This window comes from Alkalitalea saponilacus (genome assembly GCF_900168165.1).
In the GTDB taxonomy this organism is placed as follows: Bacteria; Bacteroidota; Bacteroidia; order Bacteroidales; family Marinilabiliaceae; genus Natronoflexus; species Natronoflexus saponilacus.
Genome location: NZ_FUYV01000019.1, coordinates 42,723 through 65,616 on the forward strand (window position 1 = coordinate 42,723; position 22,894 = coordinate 65,616).

Genomic DNA, 22,894 nt, shown 5'->3' on the forward strand with positions numbered 1-22,894 from the left:
TCTATTCTTTATTATCCTGCAATTCTGAAGTTTCCCGGTAATAGGAAGATTTTTTCATTAGCTCTTTGTGAGTGCCTTTGGCCACCATTTCACCATCTTCCAAAACAATAATAAAATCGGCCTTTTCCAACACACTGATTCGATTTGAAACCACCAAAATGGTTTCATTGGTTCGATTCTCAAAAATATGTTTTATTAAAAATCGTTCTGTATCGGTATCCACAGCCGAAAAAACATCATCAAGAATCAGCAAGTCAGATTTTGTATAAAGCGCTCTGGCCAGGCTGATTCGTTGCTTTTGGCCTCCCGATAACATGATACCCTTCTCTCCCACCATGGTACGCTCTTGCCCGGGAAAGCGTTCAATTTCATCTGCCAAAGCACTTTTGTAAATCACCTTATCAACCTTTTCATTGTCGGGCAGGTCTCCTGAGCCAAAAGTGATGTTATTTTCAATGGTATCCGAAAAAAGAAAGACTTCCTGACTAACCGTTTTCACAACCTTGCGGATGTCCTGTCCTCTTAACAGCGCCGCATCATGTCCATTGAAAAAAACGGAGTTTTTTTCCGGTTTTAAATAGCCATTAAGACAGTTCACCAACGTGGTTTTTCCACATCCAAGCTTTCCGGTAATTCCAACTACTTGTCCCGGTTTGATATCAAAAGAGATATTCTTTAAAACCTCTTCATCTCCATTGTGATAACGATATGAAAGATTTCGAACCGAAACACCCTGTTTAAACAGGGTGTTGACTTTACTCGGCTCCAATGCAGGCTTATCATCATCCACACCTTTTTTGTCCATAATGGTTTGAAGACTGGTTATCCCAACAAAACCCTGCTGAAATACAGTTAGCACCCATCCCAATCCCATGATTGGATGGGATAACAATGCAGCATAGGCGATGAATTCCGCCAACTGACCAATGGTAAAAGTGCCGTTAATCACGAACATCCCACCGGCAAATAATACCACAATTTTCAGAATCTGTTCGAGATTGGCCAGCAAAGGAAGCACGAAAGAACGCACACGGGCAATGTTCATGGTAAAATCAAAAAGCGATACATTCTCCTCATCCACTTTCTCTTCGGCCCATTTATGTATGTTGTAACTTTTTATTACGCCGTTTCCCGATAAAAATGACACCGTTTTTCCAGACAAATTCTGCAAAGAATCCATGCGGCGGCGTGTGTTTTTAACCATCACAGCCATTCCTACCCTTACAATGACAAAAACCACGATGAGCGGAAGAACGCAGTACAGCGTAAGAACCGGAGACATATTCCACATTTTATAGGGAGTAACCGACAGAGAAAAAATCACATTACCGATTTGCATAAGTCCAAAGCCGGTAATCATGCGTACCCCGTTTATGTCGTTGTTTATTCTGGAAATGATGCTTCCGGATGAATTTTTATCAAAATACTCTTTCCCGAAAGAGGTCAGTTTCCTGAACATTTCACCCTTTAGTTGTTTTTCAATCAGCCTGCCGGGAATAAAAAAGAGAATCCGCGACATGGTTCGTACAAGGATAAGCACCAAAGCCAGAACCAGAATCATTAAAACGTAGTTGTAGAAAGCATTTTCATTACCTTCTCTTCCCTGTCCAATTAAATCGATGCTTTTTTGGATATACTCGGGTATGGTAACGGAAACACCAATGGTAAGTGCCATAAACAAAATACCACCCGTGTACCACCATCTGTATTGATGGGCATATTTTAAAAGAAATCGAAGCTTACTTATCATTGGTGCCGGGACAATCCTTTATAAGTTCAGAAACATCCTGTTTCCATAATGTGTGATATTTCTCCAAAAGTTGTTCAGCCTGGGTAATTCCTGAATCAACAATTCTTTTCACCGGATGAAGGTAACAACCTTCATCCTCTATTCCAAGAAGTTTTGCTCTTCGGGTTAGTCCTTCGGATGCCATTCGTACCACTTCACGACTGATTTGTAGCATGTTCAAATTGCCGGATTGGGACCTAAGTCCCAATTTGGGCACTTGGCTACGAATCTCTTTTAAATTCTCCAGGTTCCATTGTGAGGCTATGCTCCAGGCTTCTTCCAGACTTTGTTCATCGTACATTAACCCCACCCAAAGTGCCGAAAGTGCAACGATGTGATTAATGCAACCGGCATCGGCACCGCGGAGTTCGATGAATCTTTTCAACCGCACATCGGGAAAAACAGTAGAGACATGCGTATCCCAGTCTTCCATGGTGGGTTTCAACTCGTGCTCTCCGTTCAGAAACTGTCTGAAGGTGATGTTACCGGAAGAAAGGTATTCTCCATCGCGATAGATAAAATACATTGGCACATCCAGTAAATAATCGACCCAACGTTCAAAACCAAATCCTTCTTCAAATACCAGCGGGAGAAACCCGCAACGGTCGGGGTCGGTATCGTCCCATACACGTGCTCGGTAGCTCAAGTAACCGTTTGGTTTGCCCTCGGTAAAGGGAGAATTGGCAAAAATGGCAGTAATTACCGGCTGAAACGCCTGTGCAACGCGCATTTTCTTCACCATATCCTGTTCATTGCCGTAATCCAGATTAACCTGAATGCAGGCTGTACGGGTCATCATATCCAACCCGAGAGTTCCCCGTGTTGGCATATAATTACGCATATATTCGTAGCGTTTTTTTGGCATCCAGGGCACCTGTTCGCGGGTACTCAACGGGTCAAACCCAAGACAAAGACTGCCAACGCCAAATTCCTTGCAAATATTTTTAAGCATATCGAAGTGAAGACGAGTCTCTCTGTTGGTTTCATGAACTGTTTTAAAGTTGCTGCCGGACAGTTCAAATTGCCCGCCCGGTTCGATGGTGATTGATGCACCGTTCTTCCTGAGAGCAATGATATTACCGGATTCAGTTACCGGCTTCCAGCCATCTGCTTTTTGCATGTATTGCATAATTTCAGCAATGCCGTGCGTGCCTCCATAGGCGGCTCTTTCCAACCGGTCTCTCAAAAACAGAAATTGCTCATGCTCCGTGCCTATACCCCATCGGTCAGAAGATTTGCTCCCCGCCTCAAAATAGCGAATTAACTGGTCTTTATTTTCGATTATCTCCACGTTTTTGTATCTATTTAAAGAACTTAAGAATACTAGATATCAGACTGATAGGTTAGAGTAAGGAGAAAAACATTTACTTACCGCTGAGAATACAATCCAATACATACTTTTCCACATGTCTGTTTTTTCCAATGTAGGGATAATTGTGCATGCTCAGCATGGCCGGGGCATTCAACTCTACTACTATGTATTTTTTTGGGGAAGGTATCCCTGCGATATCATTAATAATGATATCAATACCAGCCAACCGCAGACCCGCGGCGCGGGCTGCTTTTGAAGCAACATCCTTATAAAACGGAGGCATTTCATCGGTCACATCAATGCTATCTCCACCCGTGCTAAGGTTCGAGTTTTCACGTAAATAAACCTTTCGTCCTCTTTCCAGAATATCGTCAAGCGTCAGATTCTGTTGCGAAAGATGGCGCATGACCTCCTTATCCACCTTAATTTTTAGTAACGGATGGGTGTAATCTTCACCACGTCCTGCACTTTTTTCTTCAACGAGCTGCGCAATGGTTGAACTACCGTCACCAATCACATTGGCCGGTTCACGGTATGCTACGGCACGAACAGCATCATCCACTACCAGAAATCTGTATTCCCTGCCGGTAAAAAACTCTTCTACAATTACCCTGTCGGAATATTCAAAAGCCGTTTCAATGGCCGATTTGGTATCGTCCATATTTTTCAGGTTAGCGCTGACAGCAATGCCATGGTCGGTATTGGCCGGTTTTGCCACAAGCGGAAATTGCAATCCTATAAGGTCGTTTACAGAATAACCCTTCTTTATAACAGCACCTTGAGCACAAGAAATACCTGCACGTTTAAGAAACTGCTTGGTCATCCACTTATCGTTTGATATCCAATAGGCTATTAAACTGTTGGCATCTGATATGGTTCCTTCATGAATGATATACTCCCGGTTGTTATATGTTACTGCAATCAGGTTGTTCTTTTCATCAATGATTTCAAACGGCAATCCCCTTTTAATAATCTCTGCAATGATTATTTGGGTAGTGGCCTCAAATTGTTCATATCCTTTTAAAGGAGTGAACATATAATTAACATCCTGCATTGTTGATTGTTTTTAAAATCCTGTCAAAAATTCAAATTTAGCAATAATATATTGAGTTTATAGTTTAGGGTTTATAGTTTATAGTTTAGAGCTTACCGGAATAATAAAAAACAAAACCCCTTGCACTTAAAGGTGCAAGGGGTGTAAAATGTTTATAAAACTGGTATTAATTATTCCATTTCAAAAGTAACTACTGAGTATGGAGGTATAACAACCTGCAGATTGCCAGCTGTAAGCTCATATCCGGCAAATTCGGCCGGAGCAACAACATTTGGGTTATCGTAGGTGTTATGAGAGTTAAACTCAGGTGCCGTAAGGATGGTAGCCTTCAACACCCTATTTGCATTACCACCAGAAATGTCAACATCAATTGTTAAAGTTTCTGATGCATGAAGATTACTTAAACCGACAAAAACTTTTCCATCTTTGGTTGATGCCGTACCCGTGATGGCAGGTATGGTCTCATTCTCAAAAGCGTATTTTTCAGTGGTTATTTCAACCGGTATATACGTTGCATTCTGATTGAATTTATACATGTTAAACACATGATAAGTGGGAGTCAGAATCATTCTGTCACCATCGGTTAAAATCATGGCCTGAAGAACATTCACCATTTGAGCGATGTTGGCCATTTGTACTCTGCGGGCATGCCTGTGGAAAATATCAAAAGTTAAAGAAGCTATTAATGCATCGCGCATCGAGTTTTGTTGGTGCAGAAAAGCCGGATTGGTTCCGGGTTCCGGATCCGTCCATATTCCCCATTCATCCATGTACAGTTCAACACGTCCTTCGGGATCATATCTGTCCATAATTTCGATATGACCTTTTAAAAGTTCATCCATTCTTAGCGCATTTCTAAGTGCGCTAAAATAAAGATCTTCATCGAATCCGGTTGCTTCAGATTTAATTCCCCAATCACCTGTTGGAATCGTATAATAATGTAATGAAAGAGCCTCCATATGATTGCGACCTTCACGCATAAGAACCTCTGTCCAATGATAATAAAACTGATGAGAACCACATCCCACACGAATCATATCCGAACCTCCATATTGGCGGGCAAAAACAGAATACTGACGCATCAGATTTACATAAAATTCCGGAGTCATCTCCCCTCCGCATCCCCAGCTCTCGTTGCCAATACCTAAGAACTTAACATCCCAAGGTTCTTCACGGCCATTCTCGCGCCGCCAGTTTGCCATTGGAATATCCTGATCTGATGTCATGTATTCAATCCATTCTATCATTTCTCGAACGCTGCCACTTCCAACATTTGCAGCAATATAGGCATCAGCACCAAGGATTTGGCAAAGCTCAAGAAATTCATGAGTTCCAAAGCTGTTATCCTCTACATCTCCGCCCCAGAAAACATTTACCAGCTTAGGTCTTTCACTCCGTGGGCCAACGCCGTCTTTCCAGTTGTATGTATCGGCAAAACAGCCACCCGGCCATCTTAATACAGGAACTTGCAATTCTTTAAGAGCTTCCAGAACATCTAAACGATACCCTTTGTAATTTGGAATATCTGAATCGGGGCCGACCCATATTCCATCATAAACGCAGCGTCCAAGGTGTTCTGCAAAATGTCCGTAAACATCCTTATTGATAACCAGTTCTGCTTGATCAAAGTTTAAGAATATTTGGTTGCCCTTAACAACCTTTTCGTCATTAGTCGCACACCCAATCAGAAGTGCAACTACCATTAGTAATAAAATAGATTTCTTCATCAGTAATTAGGATTTTGATTAATGTTTAAACTTCACATATAACTGAAAGATTAAGTTACTACTCTAATAACTCTTTTATTAAGAGATATATAAAACAATTTGTCAATCTAAAGTAAGAGAAATTATTAAACCCTCCAACCTTTCAATAAACAAAATTTAACTTTTAATCTGTGAATTATTGTAATAAACATTCTTTCTCAAAAAAGAACCGGAACTCTTCTTTAAGAATTCCGGTTCCAAACCAAATCTATGAAAAAAAAGGACTATTTTTTCCAAAGGGCTTCCATTTGCTCCAATGTTTTCCCTTTGGTTTCGGGTACAATTTTCCAGACAAATATGGCCGAGATCACACTCATCACTCCATATAATCCATAAGTAAATGCTTCGTTTACACTAATAAGAAATGGAAATGTAGAACTTACCATAAAATTTGCAATCCATTGAGCAGCCACAGCAATAGCAACGGCCTTTCCCCTGATATTGTTGGGGAATATTTCAGAAATTAAAACCCAACAGATAGGTCCCCAAGACATCATAAATGATGCACTATAAACAATAATGAAAATAAGAGTTCCAATACCTATAATCTGAAAATAAGACATCAGTCCTATTGCAAACATGCCGATGGCCATTCCTATGGAACCTATTATCAAAAGGGGTTTACGACCAAATTTATCTACTGTCATAATTGCTACCACAGTGAACAAAATATTCACCACTCCCATAACGACTGTCTGCATCATTGAAACATCTGTTGCACTTCCTGCCATATTTTGGAATATACGGGGAGCATAGTAGAGGACTACATTTATACCAACAAATTGTTGAAACACCGACAACAGGATACCGATAATTACAACAAGTTTTCCGTATGAGAATATTTTGGCAGCCGACACTTTAACGGTAGATTTTATTTCCGTCATGATTTCCTGTGCTCTATCCCGACCGTTAATTCGGGTCAGAATAGACATGGCCTTTTCATCTTCGCGATTTAGAGCAAGATAACGGGGTGTTTCAGGTACAAGGAAAAGCAATGTACCAAAAAGGGCTGCAGGTATGGCTTCTGATGCAAACATCCATCGCCATCCGATGCTGTTTATCCATTCAAGAGGCTGCCCCTGAGCAATTCCCCAATTAACAAAATAGACAACCAACATACCAAAAATGATGGCAAATTGGTTGAGAGAAACCAAACGTCCTCGGATGTTTGCGGGAGCAATTTCAGCTATGTACATTGGACAAATGGCTGAAGCAAGACCAACTCCGATACCTCCAAGCACCCGGAACATGTTAAAAGTGACCAGCAAACCAACAGATGCTTCCCCGAACGGGAACAGAAACATCTCAGGATAAGCGGATCCGATAGCTGATGTAAAAAATAGGAAAGCAGCAAGCTGCAGGGCTCTTTTTCTACCCAAACGATTTGCGAAAACTCCCGATAAAGCACCACCAATTACACATCCAATCAATGCGCTTGAGGTTGTAATTCCGTGTACAAAATCATTTAAACCAAGAGCATGGGCAAAAAAGACCTGAAGCGAACCTTCTGCTCCTGAAATCACTGCTGTATCGTAACCAAACAACAACCCACCAAGCGTTGCCACAAGGGTTAAACCAACAACATATAGCTTATTCTGACCGTTATTCTGCATTCTAAAAGATTTAAATCAAGATTTGGGATCTGTTTTAACTAACTCTGAATAACAATGATAAGGGATCAAATGAAGATAGCCGGATAACTCCGGCTATCTCGTAAAAATTAGATATAAAGATTGATAAGTTGTTCGTACAACTCTTGCTTTCCACTGATTCTGGCAGGTTCTCCATTTTGAGCAGCAAAATTGCGCAGATCTTCAAGAGTTAATTTACCAGCTTCGAATTCGGCACCTTTGCCGCTATCATAAGAGGCATAACGAGCAGCACGCATCTTTTTGTAATCTGAGTCGCTTAAAACTTTATCAGCAATAACAAGAGAGCGGGCAAAAACATCCATTGCTGATACATGAGCAATAAAGATGTCCTCAAGATCGGTTGAATTACGACGGATTTTTGCATCAAAGTTTACACCACCAGTCTGGAAACCTCCTGCCTCAAGAATAACAAGCATGGCTTCAGCAGTTTCGTAAATGTTGATCGGGAACTGGTCGGTATCCCATCCGTTTTGGTAATCACCGCGGTTTGCATCTATAGAACCAAGCATACCGGCATCAGCAGCAACCTGTAATTCATGCTGGAAAGTGTGACTCGCTAGAGTCGCATGGTTTACTTCTATATTAACTTTAAAATCTTTCTCTAGACCATACTGACGAAGGAAACCAATTACAGTAGCTGAATCGAAATCATACTGATGTTTGGTTGGCTCCATTGGTTTTGGCTCAATATAGAAACATCCCTTAAAACCTTGCTTACGAGCATAATCGCGGGCCATAGAAAGGAATCTTCCCATATGTTCAAGTTCACGTTTCATATTGGTATTCAAAAGGCTCATGTAACCTTCACGACCACCCCAGAAAGTATAACCTTCACCACCCAAAGCAATGGTAGCATCAATGGCATTCTTAACTTGTGTTCCGGCGTAAGCCAAAGCAGCAAAATCAGGATTGGTTGAAGCTCCGTTCATATATCGAGGATTGCTGAATACGTTGGCAGTTCCCCACAACAGTTTAACGCCAGAAGCAGCCTGCTTGGCTTTGGCATAGTCAACAATAGATTGCATGTTCTTCTCGTACTCAGCAATTGAAGACCCTTCACTTACTAAATCAATGTCGTGGAAGCAGTAATAAGGCACACCTAACTTGGTGAAAAACTCAAATGCGGCGTCCATTTTATTTTTAGCCTCTTCGATTGCATCACCAGCTCCTAACCAAGGATACTTTTGTGTACCAGGACCAAATGGGTCTCCACCCAATCCGCAGAAGGTATGCCAATATGAAACTGCAAAGCGCAGATGCTCCTTCATGGTTTTACCGCCAACCACTTGGTCTGCGTTATACCATTTAAATGCCAAAGGATTTTTTGATTCTTTTCCTTCGAACTTAATTTCCCCAATTCCGGGAAAATACTCTTTGTTTCCTAAAGTAACGCTCATAATATAAAATAATTAATCTGTTAGAACTTTAAATTAAATTTCCAATTTTTATAGGCATCTTCAACCGCATTCTTTTCATTGTTTGGTTGAATGGTCTCAAGACATGTCAAGTTATCAAATGCTTCCGAAGCATTTTTATACAAGCCTGCCCCCAATGCTGCTCCACGTGCAGCACCTAATGCACCGTCGGTATCATATAGCTCAATTTTTGCTCCGAGTACATTAGCCATGGTTTGGCGGAACAAAGGACTCAAAAACATATTAGCCTTTCCTGCACGTACCACAGAAGTTTTAATCCCCATCTCTCCCATGATATCGACTCCGTAACGGAAACTAAAAGCAATGCCTTCCTGCGCCGCTCTCAACACATGAGATTGATTGTGAATATTAAAACTCAAGCCTTTTAGTTCTGCTCCGGGATTGGCATTACCCAGAACTCTCTCTGCTCCGTTTCCGAATGGATAAAACAATAATCCATCAGCGCCTGCAGAAACTTTCATAGCTTCATCATTCATAGCAGGATAATCAATACCTCCTGCGACATTCCTTCTTAACCATGAGTTGAGAATCCCTGTTCCGTTTATACAGAGTAATACACCTAAACGCTTTTGTTCTTCGTTATGATTAACATGCGCAAAAGTGTTAACCCGTGATTGTTCATCTCTGGCAAGGCGATCGTTTACGCCATAAACAACACCCGATGTACCAGCGGTTGCAGCTACCTCGCCCGGTTCAAGCACATTTAAAGAGAATGCGTTATTTGGCTGATCACCTGCACGATAACTAACAGGAATTCCTGCCGGAATTCCTAACTCAGCGGCGATCGTATCTGAAACTTTTGCTTGTTCAGAAAAAACCGGTACGATTTCTGGTATTAGATCAGAAGAAAAACCATAGTAATCAAACAAATCATTGGCAACATTCTCTTTTTTGAAATCCCACATAATTCCTTCCGACAACCCTGTGACTGTAGTCTGCTTTTCCCCAGTAAGACGATAGGCGATGTAGTCACCCGGAAGCATAATTTTATCAATGGTGGCGTATAATTCCGGTTCATTTTCTTTTACCCATTTTAGTTTTGAGGCAGTAAAATTACCGGGAGAATTCAGACAACTGTTCAAACAGTAGTCACTACCCAATTCCTTGAAAGCCTTATCGCCTATCTCAACTGCACGGCTGTCACACCAGATAATCGAAGGCCTAACTACATCGCCATTCTTATCCAAGGCAACCAATCCATGCATTTGATAAGATATACCTATTGCTTTTATTTCAGCTTTATTAATGGCAGCGTTCTTCAGAACATCAGCAAGGGCATTTTTCATATTTTCCCACCATTGCAATGGCTCCTGTTCTGCCCATCCAGCTTTAACAGCTAGGATTGGCATCTCTTCAGATGGATAAAATGCTGAAGCAACGCATTTCCCATTTGTAAGATTCAATAAACTAACTTTCACTGAAGAGCTTCCTACATCAATTCCTAAAGTATACATAAATTTTCAGTCTGTTCTGTTCTGTTTAATATTATAATTTTTTTACAAGGACTCGCGTACTAATATTCGTGTTGGTACACAATACTGCATCGTTGTATCTCCTGAAACAAACTCAGCTGCCTTTTGACCCATTAATTTAAAGTCAGTGGTAATCACGGTAATGCCTTTATATATAAATTTCTTCATAGGTGTTTCGTTATATGAAATAATACCGGTATTCACACCTGGCTCGAGTTTTTTCTCCCTACATTGATCAAGAAATTTTCCCAACATCCGGTCGCTAACGCTAAAATAAATGACACCATCCCTTACTTCAAAGTTTTCCGGATCTCTGGAAACCACATGTGGAATGTTATTTTCAATACAATATTTACAAAAATACTCTACCGATTCGTATGGATGATTAGTATAGTCCGGATAAAGGAAAACAGCTTCACGATATTTCTTGATTAAATGCGATACGCTTTGAAGACCTTCAAAAACAGATTGCCCAAAATCCTGATACAACATATTACTGGTAGGTTTGGAATAGATGTTCCAATCGACAATCAGCAATTTCTCTGATGGTATCATTTCAAGGATTTGATGCATTTCAGTTGCATCAAAAGGCATTACAACGTATTTAGTGTATTTCCCTATACTCTCTTCAATTTGCCGGCGAAAGACATCAATATTGTAGTGATGAAAATGCACATCGGCCATAACATTTGTCGGAAGATTCTTGGTAAAGGAGTCATAGAGAACTTCCTTATATGCCTTAAAAGTATCGAGGAAAAGAAAAACTCTGCGAACCTCACGGGCAACAAAGTAACCTTTGTTTGGCACTGAATCAATAACACCTTGTTCTTTAAGAATGGAATAAGCCTTAAAAACCGTATCACGACTTAAACTGTACTCTTTACAAATCTGGTTGACCGATGGCAAATGATCACCAACACTGAGTCTGTTCTCAGAAATTGCATGATTAACTGAATCGATCAGTTGCCGGAATTTAGGTACATCTTCTCCGGTATTTAATTGAAACTTAAAGACTTTTTTCTTTTTTGACATAGTGTTCTGGTCTGGTAGGGTCAAAGATATGGCTTTTAACAATAACTTGTATCAGATGAACCATTTTTTTTTTACATACATTATAAAAAAACATAAAACAAGGTTATTTAACTAGGGATTCATGCAATTAATAATTAAATACTCACTACTTTTGCAGCCTGATTTTCCGGAATTACAGACCACTTTTCCCGGTCATGGTATTCTCAACAGCCGGAAACTTTAATATCAGATGGCGAGACCGGGCTTCAGTCAGACAACGTATAGCTGGCTGCTCTATTAATTATTTTCAAATTACTAATGCAAACATTTATTGAAACGGGATTACGTCCCGAAATTCTTGAATCAGTTGAAAAGCTCGGATTCACTCAGCCAACACCTATTCAATCACAAACCATTCCATTTTTATTGAATTCAGAGCAGGATTTAATTGCCATGGCTCAAACAGGAACAGGAAAAACCGCTGCTTTTGGTTTACCCATTCTTCATAAATTGGATACAGAAATGGTTGGTGTACAATCCATCATTTTATGTCCAACCAGAGAGTTGTGTCTTCAAATCACTAATGATTTGAAGTCGTTTACACTGGCCATGAACATTTCCATCGTACCGGTTTACGGTGGAGCACCTATTTATGAGCAGATTTCTGCGATTCGTAAAAAGTGTAATATTGTAGTTGGAACCCCTGGAAGGGTTAATGACTTAGTAAACCGTGGAAAGCTTAATTTGTCGGGCATCCGCTTTTTAGTGCTGGATGAAGCCGATGAGATGCTGAAAATGGGTTTTAAAGATGAGATGGATGCCATCCTGGATCAAACCCCTGATTCAAAACAGACCTTGCTTTTTTCGGCAACCATGCCCCCGGACATTAACAGAATGGCCGGAAAACACATGCAAAATCCGCATACCATTTCGGTTAGCCGACAAAATACATCCAATACTGATATCAGTCATGAGTATTGTGTAACATCTCCACCAAACACATATCAGGCTTTAAGAAGGATCGCTGATATCAACCCGGATATTTATGGAATAGTTTTTTGTAGAACTCGGCAGGAAACCAAAGACATTGCTGATAAACTAATGGGTGACGGTTACAATGCCGATGCACTTCATGGTGATTTATCACAGGCTCAGAGAGATTATGTTATGGGACGTTTCAGAAACAGGAACCTTCAGATTCTCGTAGCAACTGATGTTGCAGCCAGAGGTTTGGATGTTGACAACCTGACACACGTCATCCACTATCACTTACCGGACGACCCAGAAAACTACATACACCGAAGTGGTCGAACCGGACGTGCCGGTAGAAAAGGAAAATCCATTGCGATTCTTGCTCCTGCCGAAACCAGACGTTTATCTTTTATGGAAAAACAGGCCGGACACAAATTCATCCACACTCCCATTCCAAACGGGAAAGAGGTGTTCGAAAAAAGATTGATTAACTTTATGGGGGAAGTTTCTCAATCGGAACCGGAAGGTTTTGATGCAGACCAGTATTTGAAGTCTGTTGAAATGATGTTTGAAGGTTTAAGTAAAGAAGAAGTTATTAAAAAACTCATTGCTCATAACTTTAACAGGCTTCACAAAGATTATCAGGGTACTGCCGATCTGAATGTCGACACAGGCAGAAGAGCCAGAACAACTGAGAATAGAGGTGCCAGAAGAAGTGTTGGTGAAAAATTTGCTAAATACTCCATCAACGTTGGATCGAAAAACGATTTGCGCCCTGATGTACTGATCAGCATCATCAACAGACAAACCCCTGATAAAAAAATTGCCATTGGCAAGATTGATATTCAGAAAAAAGTTTCGTTCTTTGAGGCCGACAGTCAGCATGAAAAGCACTTGATTAAAGCTTTTAGAAGAGCACGTTACAAAGGGATGAGCCTGATGGTGCAACCTATGGACGTTATGCCTTCAAAAAGAAGTAGTGGAAAACGTAACGGGGGAAAGTGGAAAAACTAAATCCTCGGGCAACCTAATATTATAACTAAAGATAAAGGCGAAATTCTAATAAAGAATTTCGCCTTTTGGTATAACGCAAATTAAGATGGTCATATTCACACTCCTTGATTATATTGGAGCCATGGTATTTGCCATGAGTGGTGTACTTACAGCTGCCGAAAAACGACTGGATCTGTTTGGCGCCATGTTTATTGGCGTTGTTACGGCAATTGGTGGAGGAACAACAAGAGACCTCCTGATTGGTGTAACTCCCGTAACCTGGCTCAGTAACTGGCACTACCTGGCTGTTATTATGACAGGGATTATTGTGGCCATCATTTTCAGGCAAACACTTAATAAATTGCGCCGAACCATGTTTTTATTCGATACAATTGGAATTGGCGTATTCACCATCATCGGTTTAGAAAAAGCTCTGATGATTGGGGTTCACCCTGCTGTAGCAATTTTAATGGGAGTAACTTCGGCTGTTGTGGGCGGTGTTATTCGTGACACTCTGACCAATGAAGTTCCATTGATCTTTAAAAAGGAGATTTATGCTACGGCATGTATTGCCGGAGCATTGGTTTATCTGGCTCTGAGATGGTTGGGACTGGAGGCAGGAATTAACCAGTTATTAACCGTTGGAGTTATTATTACCATTAGACTGCTCTCAATCCGTTACAACTGGTCAATGCCAGTTCTAACCATTGATTCTGAACAAAAATAGCTATTGACTGAGAGTTCTAACCAAAACGATATAAACCGGGAAGTGGTCGCTGTATCCTCCCATGTATTGATTCCCCACATAGGAACGAAAGGGGTATCCTCTAAACCGTCCTTCGTCTCTGGCTAAGAAAGATTCGTTAAATACCCTGACAGAGTGATACCTGTATCCTTCCTGATCTTTATTGAGAAAACTCTGCGTTAATAAAATCTGGTCGAACAAATTCCATTCTCCCCGATAGGCGAGAGTGCCTATCCCCCGTCGATGCAAAGGCTCGAAAGGGTTGTAAAGTTGTCCTTCCTCCAGTCTCCTTTGGTTTCCATGAGCATTTAAGTGAACCTTTATACTTTCATTGATGGGATCGTCATTAAAATCTCCCATAACAATAACTTTTGCATCAGCATCTTCATCCTTAATTTCATCTACCAATGCCCGTGAAAGCTGAGCTGCAGCAACACGCAACGGACGGCTTCTTTCTTCACCTCCCCAACGTGATGGATAATGATTAACAATGAAGTGCATGGGCTCGCCATCAAAAACTCCTGAAACCAGTAGTTGATCTCTGGTGTAGAGTCGACTGCCATCTTCACGATAATATTCCAGCGGTACCGATCTGGAGTTTGTAACCCTGAAATAGCGTGGCTGGTAAAGCAATGCAACATCCATACCTCGACGATCGGGTCCGTAATGATGTACTATTTGGTAATTAAGGTGGCGTATCCGTTCGTTTTGTACCAGATCTACAAGAACCTCTCTGTTTTCTAATTCGCACAATCCAATGATTGCCGGACCAGGGATGTTTTCATGAGAACCCAATTTAGAAATGACTTCAGCCAAACGATCGATTTTTTCCCAATATTTGGCAGAGTTCCACCGTTTTACTCCCTCGGGAGTAAAATCATCATCTCTGATGTTTGGGTCGTTGATCGTATCATAAAGGTTTTCAAGATTATAGAATGCAATAACCCCGGCACGAGTTTGTTGAGCCTGACCGAAATGTGTTGCACCAAACAGCAATATCAAGATTGCAACAACAGAAAAACAACGATTCTTTGGTAAAAACATATCCTATATTTTTCGTATATTTAAACTTAATCCTTTATTCCAATTATAGTGCCAACTATATTCATCAACCATCTCAAAGATATTAAAATAATTATCAGGCAAAAGTGATAAAAATCACCATCTTTTTACCGTTTTTTTTGAACATTGCAATCAATTAATTGAAAACAATTTCCCAATTTTAATCTTAAATAAATTAACCCAGTCAAATATATTATTTATTTTCCGGAATGGAATCGAACCAACTCAAAAGGGGTAATGTGTTGACAAATATTTAACATCAACAACTTTAAAAACACAAAAAAAAGGAACAGTTTTGTCTCAGGTTTGTTTTGCTAAAATCGTTCATATAATACCATAAATCAAGTAATACTTTTCATGAATAAATTTACATGTACACTAATAGCTTTTCTTCTGGCTGGCTTTTTGGTAAAAGCACAGGAAACCGGCATAAGCGGAAGAGTTATCGACACCTTTACAGGCAGAGGAATCCCTGATGTTTCAATACAGGCTGAGGGCCGTAATGTTGGGACATCAACACTCGAAGATGGATCTTTTTCGCTTCAACTAGCAGGTGGAGAAGAATTCCAAATCACATTCTCCCACCCGGATTACGAAGAGTTTATCAGGGTAATCAGGACTGTACCCGGGCGGATGCAGAACCTGGGAGACATTCACATGATGGAAGCCACCACAGATTTTGGTGACATTCCTACCATGGATTTTTTCGACGTTGATGAAGATGGAGATATGGCATCTCAAAACATCATTGGCTTGCTAAGTGCTTCGCAAGACTTATATCTTTCACAGTCGGCCTTTAAGTTTGGAGCGACACGATTTGCCGTGAGAGGATTTGATCATGAGTATACCCGCACTTACATAAACGGAGTGAACTTTAACGACCAGATTCGTGGCAGATTTAATTTTGGAATGGTGGGAGGCCTTAACGACGCCGTAAGAAACCGGGACGTGACCATGGGAATTACCAATTCCCGATATGGATTTGGCGATTTGGGCGGACTCAACCACATCAATACGCGTTCAACGTCCTTCCATCCCGGTGGAAGGGTCACTGCATCCTACACCAACAGAAACTACACATTGCGGGGAATGGGAATTTACTCAACCGGACTGATGGAAAACAATGTTGCCGTTACAACTTCAATTGGATACCGTTGGGCAGGAGAAGGTTACGTTGAAGGAACATTTTACAACAGCTTTGGCTATTTTCTCTCAGTTGAAAAATTACTGGGGACGAACAACCAACACTCTCTCTCCTTTACAACATTTGGGGCACCAACCCAACGTGGCATGCAGGGTCCCTCATTCGATGAGGTTTATGATTTGTTGGATAATACATACTATAATCCCAACTGGGGATATCAGAACGGAGAAAAACGAAACGCCAGAGTTGCAACATCGTATGATCCGGCTGTGATTTTATCACACGTATGGACCATTAACAGAAATACCGAACTGATGTCGGGAATTGGCTTAAGATATAACCAATACGGAACCACCGCATTAAACTGGTATAACGCGGCCGATCCTCGGCCGGACTATTACCGATACCTCCCCAGCTATCAGAACATGCCTGAAATTCAGGAATTATACCGACAACAATGGAGAAGAGATGTCTCTGTTCGTCAGGTGAATTGGGATCGGCTTTACGACGTAAACCGTGATCGTGATCGCGGTATCTACATGGTGGAAGAACGCCACAACGATTTACTGGAGATGACCTTTAACTCTCATTTCAGAACCCGGGTAAACGAGGTTCAAACCATCAACATAGGCATTGAGGCAAAAAAATCAAAAGGAATGTCTTATAAAACTGTAAACGACCTTTTAGGTGCTCAGTATTGGCTGGATGTGGATCAGTTTGCAGAAAGAGATTTCCGGGGTGATCCGCAACGTATTCAAAACGACATGAATAATCCCAACAGAGAGGTTCGTGAAGGAGATGTATTTGGCTACGATTACGACATGCACGTAAACAGTGCATCCATTTGGTTTCAAAATGAGTTTGAATTTCCAAGAGCCGAACTATTCTATGCAGCACAACTCTCCTATACCGGATTTTACCGGGATGGGAACATGAGGAACGGAAGGGCACCGGATAATTCATATGGCAAGGGAGAAGTGCATAATTTTATTGATCAAGGTGTTAAGGCTGGTGGAACATACAAAATAACAGGCCGCCACATGGTGGCAGCCAACGCCATTTACCAAACAAAAGCACCACTTCCATTTAATTCTTACCTATCGGCAAGAACAAAAGACAATGCCATTCCGGAATTATCAAGCGAACGCATCGCCGGAATTGATGCCAGTTACATTGTGGCCATGCCAGCTGTATCAGGTCGCCTCTCTGTTTTTCAAACCAATTTTTATGATCAAAGTGAACTGAACAGCTTTTACCACGATGCTTATCGCACCTTTGTAAATTATGTGATGACCGGTGTAAGAAAAGTTCACAGAGGGGTGGAATTGGGTGCCTCAGTCAAACTGACTCCCCGACTGGATGCCAGGGTTCTTGGAACCATAGCGGAATATCGCTACCAAAACAGACCTACAGGTTACATCACTTATGAAAATGCCAGTCAGCCGGATCAGACCGAAACCGTCTATCTCAAAAACTTTTTTGTGGGAGGATCCCCGCAAACGGCTGGTAGCATTGGACTGAACTATTCACACCCAAGCTTTACTTTCGTGGAGGTCAGCTACAACTATTTCGACCGGAACTATATTCAACTGACCCCCATCAGGAGAACCGAGGCAGTCACTCAATTCCCTGCCAACTCTCAGGAAGAGCGTTCTGCCAGAGTCAATGAGATTGTAGCCCAGGAAAAATACAATGCAGGTGGCACTTTGGATGCCTCTATCGGAAGATCTTTCCGTTTGGATGGTGGATATTTCCTGAGCATCAATTTTAATGTGAATAATATTCTAAACAAAACCGACCTCAAAACCGGTGGTTTTGAGCAAGGACGATTTGATTTTAACGAGTACTCCATTGATGCGTTTCCGGGTAAATACTACTACTCCTTTGGACGTAACTTCTTTTTAAATATTGGCCTAAGATTTTAAAACAACAAACAGCTAACAGATGATACAAGTTACTAAAACATACAATCCCATGAAACGAGTCCTGAGACTTCGGGACGAGTTCCATTTGGCAACTGAAAAACAAAATTATAAACACATGAAACCATTAAATTACATACCGGCTCTTCTCATATTTCTGCTCACAATCTTCAGCGGATGCCAGGATGAGAATTTTGATACGCCACCGCATGAGAGACCTCAATATCAGGGTGAGGCAAACATATCCATACAGGAATTCAAGGCAAAATACAGTGGTCAGCTTGAAGAAATAACCGGAAATGAGGTTATTTCAGGCGTTGTAACCGCCAATGACGTTTCCGGAAATTTGTACAAACAAATTTTTATTGAGGATGAAACCGGAGGTTTGTTAGTGGCCATCGACCGTAACAATATCTACAACGATTTTCGGGTTGGACAAAACGTTTACATCGAAGCCTCCGGCTTATACATGGGACAATATGGAGGCATGTCACAATTGGGATACCGTTTTTCCAGAGATAACGACGGGAACTATTCCATTGGACAAATTCCATGGGAACTCTCAAGGCAACATCTTTTTAAGGATGACTACCCAGACCCGGATGCAGTTGTCCCCATGTCATTGACGCCAAACAACATCAGAGCGGAGTACTATGGAAGACTTGTAAGAGTGGATGGCGTCTATTTTGATGATGCCGGGCAAAGATACTCGTTCCCAACGCAGGAAGGAAACATTCAGACTCTTAACAGAATTATCCGCTTCTCGTCTAATTATTCGCAAACTGTAACTGCCAGAATGAGCAGTGCTGCGAATTTTGCCGGAGATACCATCCCCTCGGGAATAGGGAGTGTAACCGGGATATTGACCGTGTTTAACAACACGGTTCAATTGATGGTAAGAGACATCAGTGACGTTAATTTTGAAGAAAATCCCGACGGCTGGGGACTTGAAGGGTCTCCGTGGTCGGTTCAGTACGCCATTGAAAATCAGGACGACAATAAAACAGGATGGGTAAAAGGATACATTGTAGGAACCCTGAAACCAGGTATAAATGCCGACAACCCTGTAACCAGTAATGATGACATTGTCTTTGGACCTGAATTTATAATCAACGACAATATTGTAATCGCTCAATCGCCTGACGAAAGAGACTGGGAAAACTGTCTGGTGGTAAATCTGCCACAAAATTCTTCCATGCGTTCTGTTCTTAACCTAAGAGACAATCTAGGGAATTTAGGCCGTGAGGTTCACGTAAGGGGGTCACTTCAAAACATTTTAGGGGCTGCCGGAGTATTAGTAGCAACCGGTTCTGATGCCGACTACAAGTTTGGCTCCACCGGAGAAGAGATTCTATACGTACCATTCAGTACGACTTTGAGTCCGTTCACCACCCATAGCGTGACTGGTGCACAGGAGTGGCAACAAAACACGCAATATAATTACGCCATAATGAGCGGTTATGTAAATGCTACACAAACCCGCTACGAAAACGAAGATTGGCTGATCTCCCCTGCAATTGATCTAACGGAATACAACGCAGCACATGTTACTTTTGAGCATGTAAGCAGGTATGGCGACAATAACAGCGACCATACATTGTGGATCAGTGATGATTACACAGGAGGTGATCCTAATTCTGCTAGCTGGACACAAATCATCATACAGAATTATTCATCGGGTGGTTCATGGTACGATTGGGCAAACAGTGGAAGATTGAACATCCCGGAAGAGTTCACCGGCAAGGATGGAATTCATATAGCGTTTAAATACCTGTCAACAACCTCAAGAGCGGGAACCTGGCAACTTAACGATTTTTATGTGATCAGCGGAGAAGGAACTGAAGGACAAGACCCCGGTAACGGAGATGGTAATTTTGATGACCCGCTTTCCATTGCAGAAGCATTGGTAAATCAAAACCTTGGCACGTACACATGGGTTGAAGGGTACATCGTGGGAGTGGTCAATCAGCAGGTGTCAACGATTAACTCCAGTAATGATGTTACATTCAATGCGCCTTTCCCAAATTTCACCAATGTATTGCTGGCCGACGACCCCAATGAAACGGACTACAACAACTTAATTGCAGTGAATCTACCGTCCGGCTCAGCACTGCGTTCTCAGGTGAACCTGGCCGACAATCCCGAAAATAAAGGCAAAACATTAAAAGTGTACGGGAATATGCGTAACTATTTTGGAATTGCAGGTTTAAGAGACATCGAGAGCGACGACCCGTTTGTTTTAAGTGGTGATGGGACTGATCCTGGCGATCCGGGTGATCCTGGTGACCCGGGAGATCCTTCAGGCAATGTGATCTTCCTTGAAACTTTTGGGGATGGGGATTATCCTTTTGGAGAACGACCAAAGATCAATGAATTTGATGATTTTGATAATCAAGATGTCACTTTTTCAGACAGCTCAGAGCGTGCAGATATAAGATCAACAGCATCAATAAATGCACATGTTTGGTTGCCTGTTGGTGATAGCGAGTTGGTCATTGAAGGAATTGACATATCGGGATTTACCAATGTACAGTTGCATTATGATTTTACCGGCAACAATACAACCAATGCCAATAATTTAATTGTAAAGGTAAATGGTACAGAAATGACGGTTCCCTCCGTCAATATTTCCAGCAACACCTACAGCACCATTACCATACCTGAGATAATCACCGCAGAAAGTCCTTTGAAAATTGAGTTCATTGGGGAAGAAGGCAAGAATACTGTTGGCTTTAGACTTGATAATATTAAGCTGACCGGCGATATTGAAGAATAACCTTTTCGAAAAAACAATGTATAAAAACAGAGGTTTATCTCATAAACCTCTGTTTTAAATTAATAGCATATGGTAAGATTTTTAAGACTTCATTTCACCGTTTTCTTTTTGCTGACAGCATCCATATTGCTTTCGCAAAACCCCCATGGATATTATAACAACGCAATCGGCAAAAAAGAAGCTGAGTTAAAAACTGCACTACACGACATCATCAGGTATCACACAAACTTAAGTTACAGTGCTCTTTGGGTGGTTTTCAGACAGACTGATGAACGTGCTGATGGAACCGTATGGGACATGTACTCTCCAATTATCAGAACGCTTAATACGACCAGAGGATTAAACAGGGAACATTCTTTTCCGGTAAGCTGGTGGGATGGCACAAGGGATGAATCCCTGGCTGCATATACCGATATCAATCATATTTTTCCGTCTGATGCTGAGGCCAATATGGCCAAATCCAACCATCCACTTGGTGTGGTAGGCTCCAATCCCACCTATAACAACGGAATGACTAAGGTGGGTCAGAATATCTTTCCCGGGTATACAGGATTGGTTTTTGAACCGGACGATGAATATAAAGGTGATTTTGCAAGAGCCTATCTTTATATGGCTACGCGCTATCAGGATTATGTCAACCGCTGGAGAAATTTCACCATGCTACAAACAAATACCTATCCGGTTTACCAACAATGGGCCATCAATCTTTTACTGGAGTGGCACAGGGAAGACCCGGTAAGTACAAAAGAGTTAGAGCGAAATGAAGAGGTGTTCCGGATTCAGGGAAACCGAAATCCTTTCATCGATTTTCCGGAACTTGCAGAACACATTTGGGGCAACAAAAAAGATGATGAGTGGATAATTGAAATCGATAACTATCAGTCGGTTTTAATCACCCCAACCAACAATACCGAAGTGGCCTTTGGAACAGTGGTAAAAGGTCAAACAGCTACCAGATCGCTCTTTTTCAGAGGAAATAACCTCACCCAACCACTCTCCCTCTTTTTGTACGGTACAAATTCGCAGTTTTTCAATATAAATGTAAACGAAATACCATCATCCCTTGCCAATCGGGCCGAAGGTTTTGAACTTCAAGTGACATATTCTCCTACCCAAAATACAGGGAACCATACCGCTACAATATTAGTTTCTGATGGAGGAATGAATGGTAGTGTCACTGTTAACATTCATGGTCAAAGCATAGCTGAAGACGAGATTGTTCCACCAACCGCTCTGCCGGCCACTGATGTTACTGCGACAAGTTTTCAGGCCAATTGGCAAGCCATGGAAGATACCGATTTTTATATCCTTCACGTGTATGAGCATGACAATGGAGAAGCAGAACTTTTATTCTCTCAGGATGATATTTTTGACAACTTCTACGAAGTTGTCAACCTGGACCCTGAGAAACAGTATTCGTATAATGTATCCCGAGAAGTGAGTGGAATTCGTACCGAAGCTTCAAATACCATTAACGTATCAGCAGGAACAAACATCAATGAAGAAACCAATGACATATTAGTCCATACCCATCAGAAAAACATTTACATTCACAAAACAGTGAGTATGCTTGTCAATGCAAGGGTTTACAATCTATCGGGTCATTTAATTGCTCAAAAAACACTTATCAACAGCGTATCAAAAATCTCTGTAAAAACCAACGGTGTCTATTTTTTACATATTGATGGATACGGCGTAGAAAAAGTGATGATAAACCATTAGGACAGAAACACCTCTCATATATTTTGCGCAAAAAGAGCCCTTTAAACGAGGGCTCTTTTTATCTGA

General features: G+C 41.3%; 14 protein-coding genes. 5 read left to right on the forward strand and 9 right to left on the reverse strand.

Features of this window, described 5'->3' with window-relative positions; translation table 11 throughout:
• Nucleotide 1: 1 nt before the first annotated feature.
• The 8 genes from B5X70_RS14390 to B5X70_RS14425 all read right to left on the reverse strand — a co-directional run bounded on the left by B5X70_RS14390 (nt 2) and on the right by B5X70_RS14425 (nt 11,513).
• On the reverse strand, nt 2-1,750 hold the full coding sequence (locus B5X70_RS14390; protein WP_079558607.1) for an ABC transporter ATP-binding protein: 1,749 nt from the start codon (nt 1,748-1,750) through the stop codon (nt 2-4).
• Complete coding sequence (locus B5X70_RS14395; RefSeq protein WP_079558608.1) at nt 1,740-3,080, reverse strand: glutamate--cysteine ligase; 1,341 nt, start codon at nt 3,078-3,080, stop codon at nt 1,740-1,742. The genes B5X70_RS14390 and B5X70_RS14395 overlap by 11 nt, the downstream gene beginning before the upstream one ends.
• A 73-nt stretch (nt 3,081-3,153) precedes the next feature.
• Complete coding sequence (locus B5X70_RS14400) at nt 3,154-4,155, reverse strand: glutamate ligase (protein ID WP_079558609.1); 1,002 nt, start codon at nt 4,153-4,155, stop codon at nt 3,154-3,156.
• Between the two features lie 170 nt (nt 4,156-4,325).
• A complete protein-coding gene (locus B5X70_RS14405) occupies nt 4,326-5,882 on the reverse strand; it encodes an alpha-N-arabinofuranosidase (protein ID WP_079558610.1) in 1,557 nt (518 codons plus the stop codon).
• A gap of 263 nt (nt 5,883-6,145) precedes the next feature.
• A complete protein-coding gene (gene xylE / locus B5X70_RS14410) occupies nt 6,146-7,534 on the reverse strand; it encodes a D-xylose transporter XylE (RefSeq protein WP_079558611.1) in 1,389 nt (462 codons plus the stop codon).
• A 107-nt stretch (nt 7,535-7,641) separates the two neighbouring features.
• Entirely contained in the window at nt 7,642-8,970 is a 1,329-nt protein-coding gene (xylA, locus tag B5X70_RS14415; RefSeq protein ID WP_079558612.1) for a xylose isomerase, read from the reverse strand.
• A gap of 20 nt (nt 8,971-8,990) precedes the next feature.
• Nucleotides 8,991-10,463 carry a xylulokinase gene (locus B5X70_RS14420; protein WP_079558613.1) on the reverse strand — a complete coding sequence of 491 codons (1,473 nt, stop codon included), beginning with the start codon at nt 10,461-10,463 and terminating at the stop codon, nt 8,991-8,993.
• 42 nt (nt 10,464-10,505) lie between these two features.
• On the reverse strand, nt 10,506-11,513 hold the full coding sequence (locus B5X70_RS14425) for a GntR family transcriptional regulator (RefSeq protein WP_079558614.1): 1,008 nt from the start codon (nt 11,511-11,513) through the stop codon (nt 10,506-10,508).
• 297 nt (nt 11,514-11,810) lie between these two features.
• Here B5X70_RS14425 and B5X70_RS14430 point away from each other — a divergent pair, with 297 nt between their 5' ends.
• Together B5X70_RS14430 and B5X70_RS14435 are read left to right on the forward strand one after the other, a co-directional pair.
• Complete coding sequence (locus tag B5X70_RS14430; protein ID WP_079558615.1) at nt 11,811-13,478, forward strand: DEAD/DEAH box helicase; 1,668 nt, start codon at nt 11,811-11,813, stop codon at nt 13,476-13,478.
• Nucleotides 13,479-13,563: 85 nt separating this feature from the next.
• A complete protein-coding gene (locus B5X70_RS14435) occupies nt 13,564-14,184 on the forward strand; it encodes a trimeric intracellular cation channel family protein (RefSeq protein ID WP_079558616.1) in 621 nt (206 codons plus the stop codon).
• Here B5X70_RS14435 and B5X70_RS14440 read toward each other — a convergent pair whose 3' ends face one another.
• Entirely contained in the window at nt 14,185-15,246 is a 1,062-nt protein-coding gene (locus B5X70_RS14440; RefSeq protein ID WP_079558617.1) for an endonuclease/exonuclease/phosphatase family protein, read from the reverse strand.
• Nucleotides 15,247-15,621: 375 nt separating this feature from the next.
• Between B5X70_RS14440 and B5X70_RS14445 the strand changes: the two genes are divergently transcribed.
• The 3 genes from B5X70_RS14445 to B5X70_RS14455 all read left to right on the forward strand — a co-directional run bounded on the left by B5X70_RS14445 (nt 15,622) and on the right by B5X70_RS14455 (nt 22,828).
• On the forward strand, nt 15,622-18,333 hold the full coding sequence (locus B5X70_RS14445) for a carboxypeptidase regulatory-like domain-containing protein (RefSeq protein ID WP_079558618.1): 2,712 nt from the start codon (nt 15,622-15,624) through the stop codon (nt 18,331-18,333).
• A gap of 19 nt (nt 18,334-18,352) precedes the next feature.
• The gene (locus tag B5X70_RS14450) at nt 18,353-21,106 is read left to right on the forward strand and encodes a DUF5689 domain-containing protein (RefSeq protein WP_079558619.1); all 2,754 of its coding nucleotides are present in this window, start codon (nt 18,353-18,355) and stop codon (nt 21,104-21,106) included.
• Nucleotides 21,107-21,175: 69 nt separating this feature from the next.
• Nucleotides 21,176-22,828 carry an endonuclease gene (locus tag B5X70_RS14455; protein ID WP_079558620.1) on the forward strand — a complete coding sequence of 551 codons (1,653 nt, stop codon included), beginning with the start codon at nt 21,176-21,178 and terminating at the stop codon, nt 22,826-22,828.
• Nucleotides 22,829-22,894 lie beyond the last annotated feature (66 nt).

Coding starts and splice junctions, on each gene's coding strand:
- B5X70_RS14445 (WP_079558618.1), top strand. CDS start 15,622: ATGAATAAATTTACATGTACACTAATAGCTTTTCTTCTGGCTGGCTTT.
- B5X70_RS14420 (WP_079558613.1), bottom strand. CDS start 10,463: ATGTATACTTTAGGAATTGATGTAGGAAGCTCTTCAGTGAAAGTTAGT.
- xylA (WP_079558612.1), bottom strand. CDS start 8,970: ATGAGCGTTACTTTAGGAAACAAAGAGTATTTTCCCGGAATTGGGGAA.
- B5X70_RS14405 (WP_079558610.1), bottom strand. CDS start 5,882: ATGAAGAAATCTATTTTATTACTAATGGTAGTTGCACTTCTGATTGGG.
- B5X70_RS14440 (WP_079558617.1), bottom strand. CDS start 15,246: ATGTTTTTACCAAAGAATCGTTGTTTTTCTGTTGTTGCAATCTTGATA.
- B5X70_RS14455 (WP_079558620.1), top strand. CDS start 21,176: ATGGTAAGATTTTTAAGACTTCATTTCACCGTTTTCTTTTTGCTGACA.
- B5X70_RS14450 (WP_079558619.1), top strand. CDS start 18,353: ATGATACAAGTTACTAAAACATACAATCCCATGAAACGAGTCCTGAGA.
- B5X70_RS14400 (WP_079558609.1), bottom strand. CDS start 4,155: ATGCAGGATGTTAATTATATGTTCACTCCTTTAAAAGGATATGAACAA.
- xylE (WP_079558611.1), bottom strand. CDS start 7,534: ATGCAGAATAACGGTCAGAATAAGCTATATGTTGTTGGTTTAACCCTT.
- B5X70_RS14430 (WP_079558615.1), top strand. CDS start 11,811: ATGCAAACATTTATTGAAACGGGATTACGTCCCGAAATTCTTGAATCA.
- B5X70_RS14390 (WP_079558607.1), bottom strand. CDS start 1,750: ATGATAAGTAAGCTTCGATTTCTTTTAAAATATGCCCATCAATACAGA.
- B5X70_RS14435 (WP_079558616.1), top strand. CDS start 13,564: ATGGTCATATTCACACTCCTTGATTATATTGGAGCCATGGTATTTGCC.
- B5X70_RS14425 (WP_079558614.1), bottom strand. CDS start 11,513: ATGTCAAAAAAGAAAAAAGTCTTTAAGTTTCAATTAAATACCGGAGAA.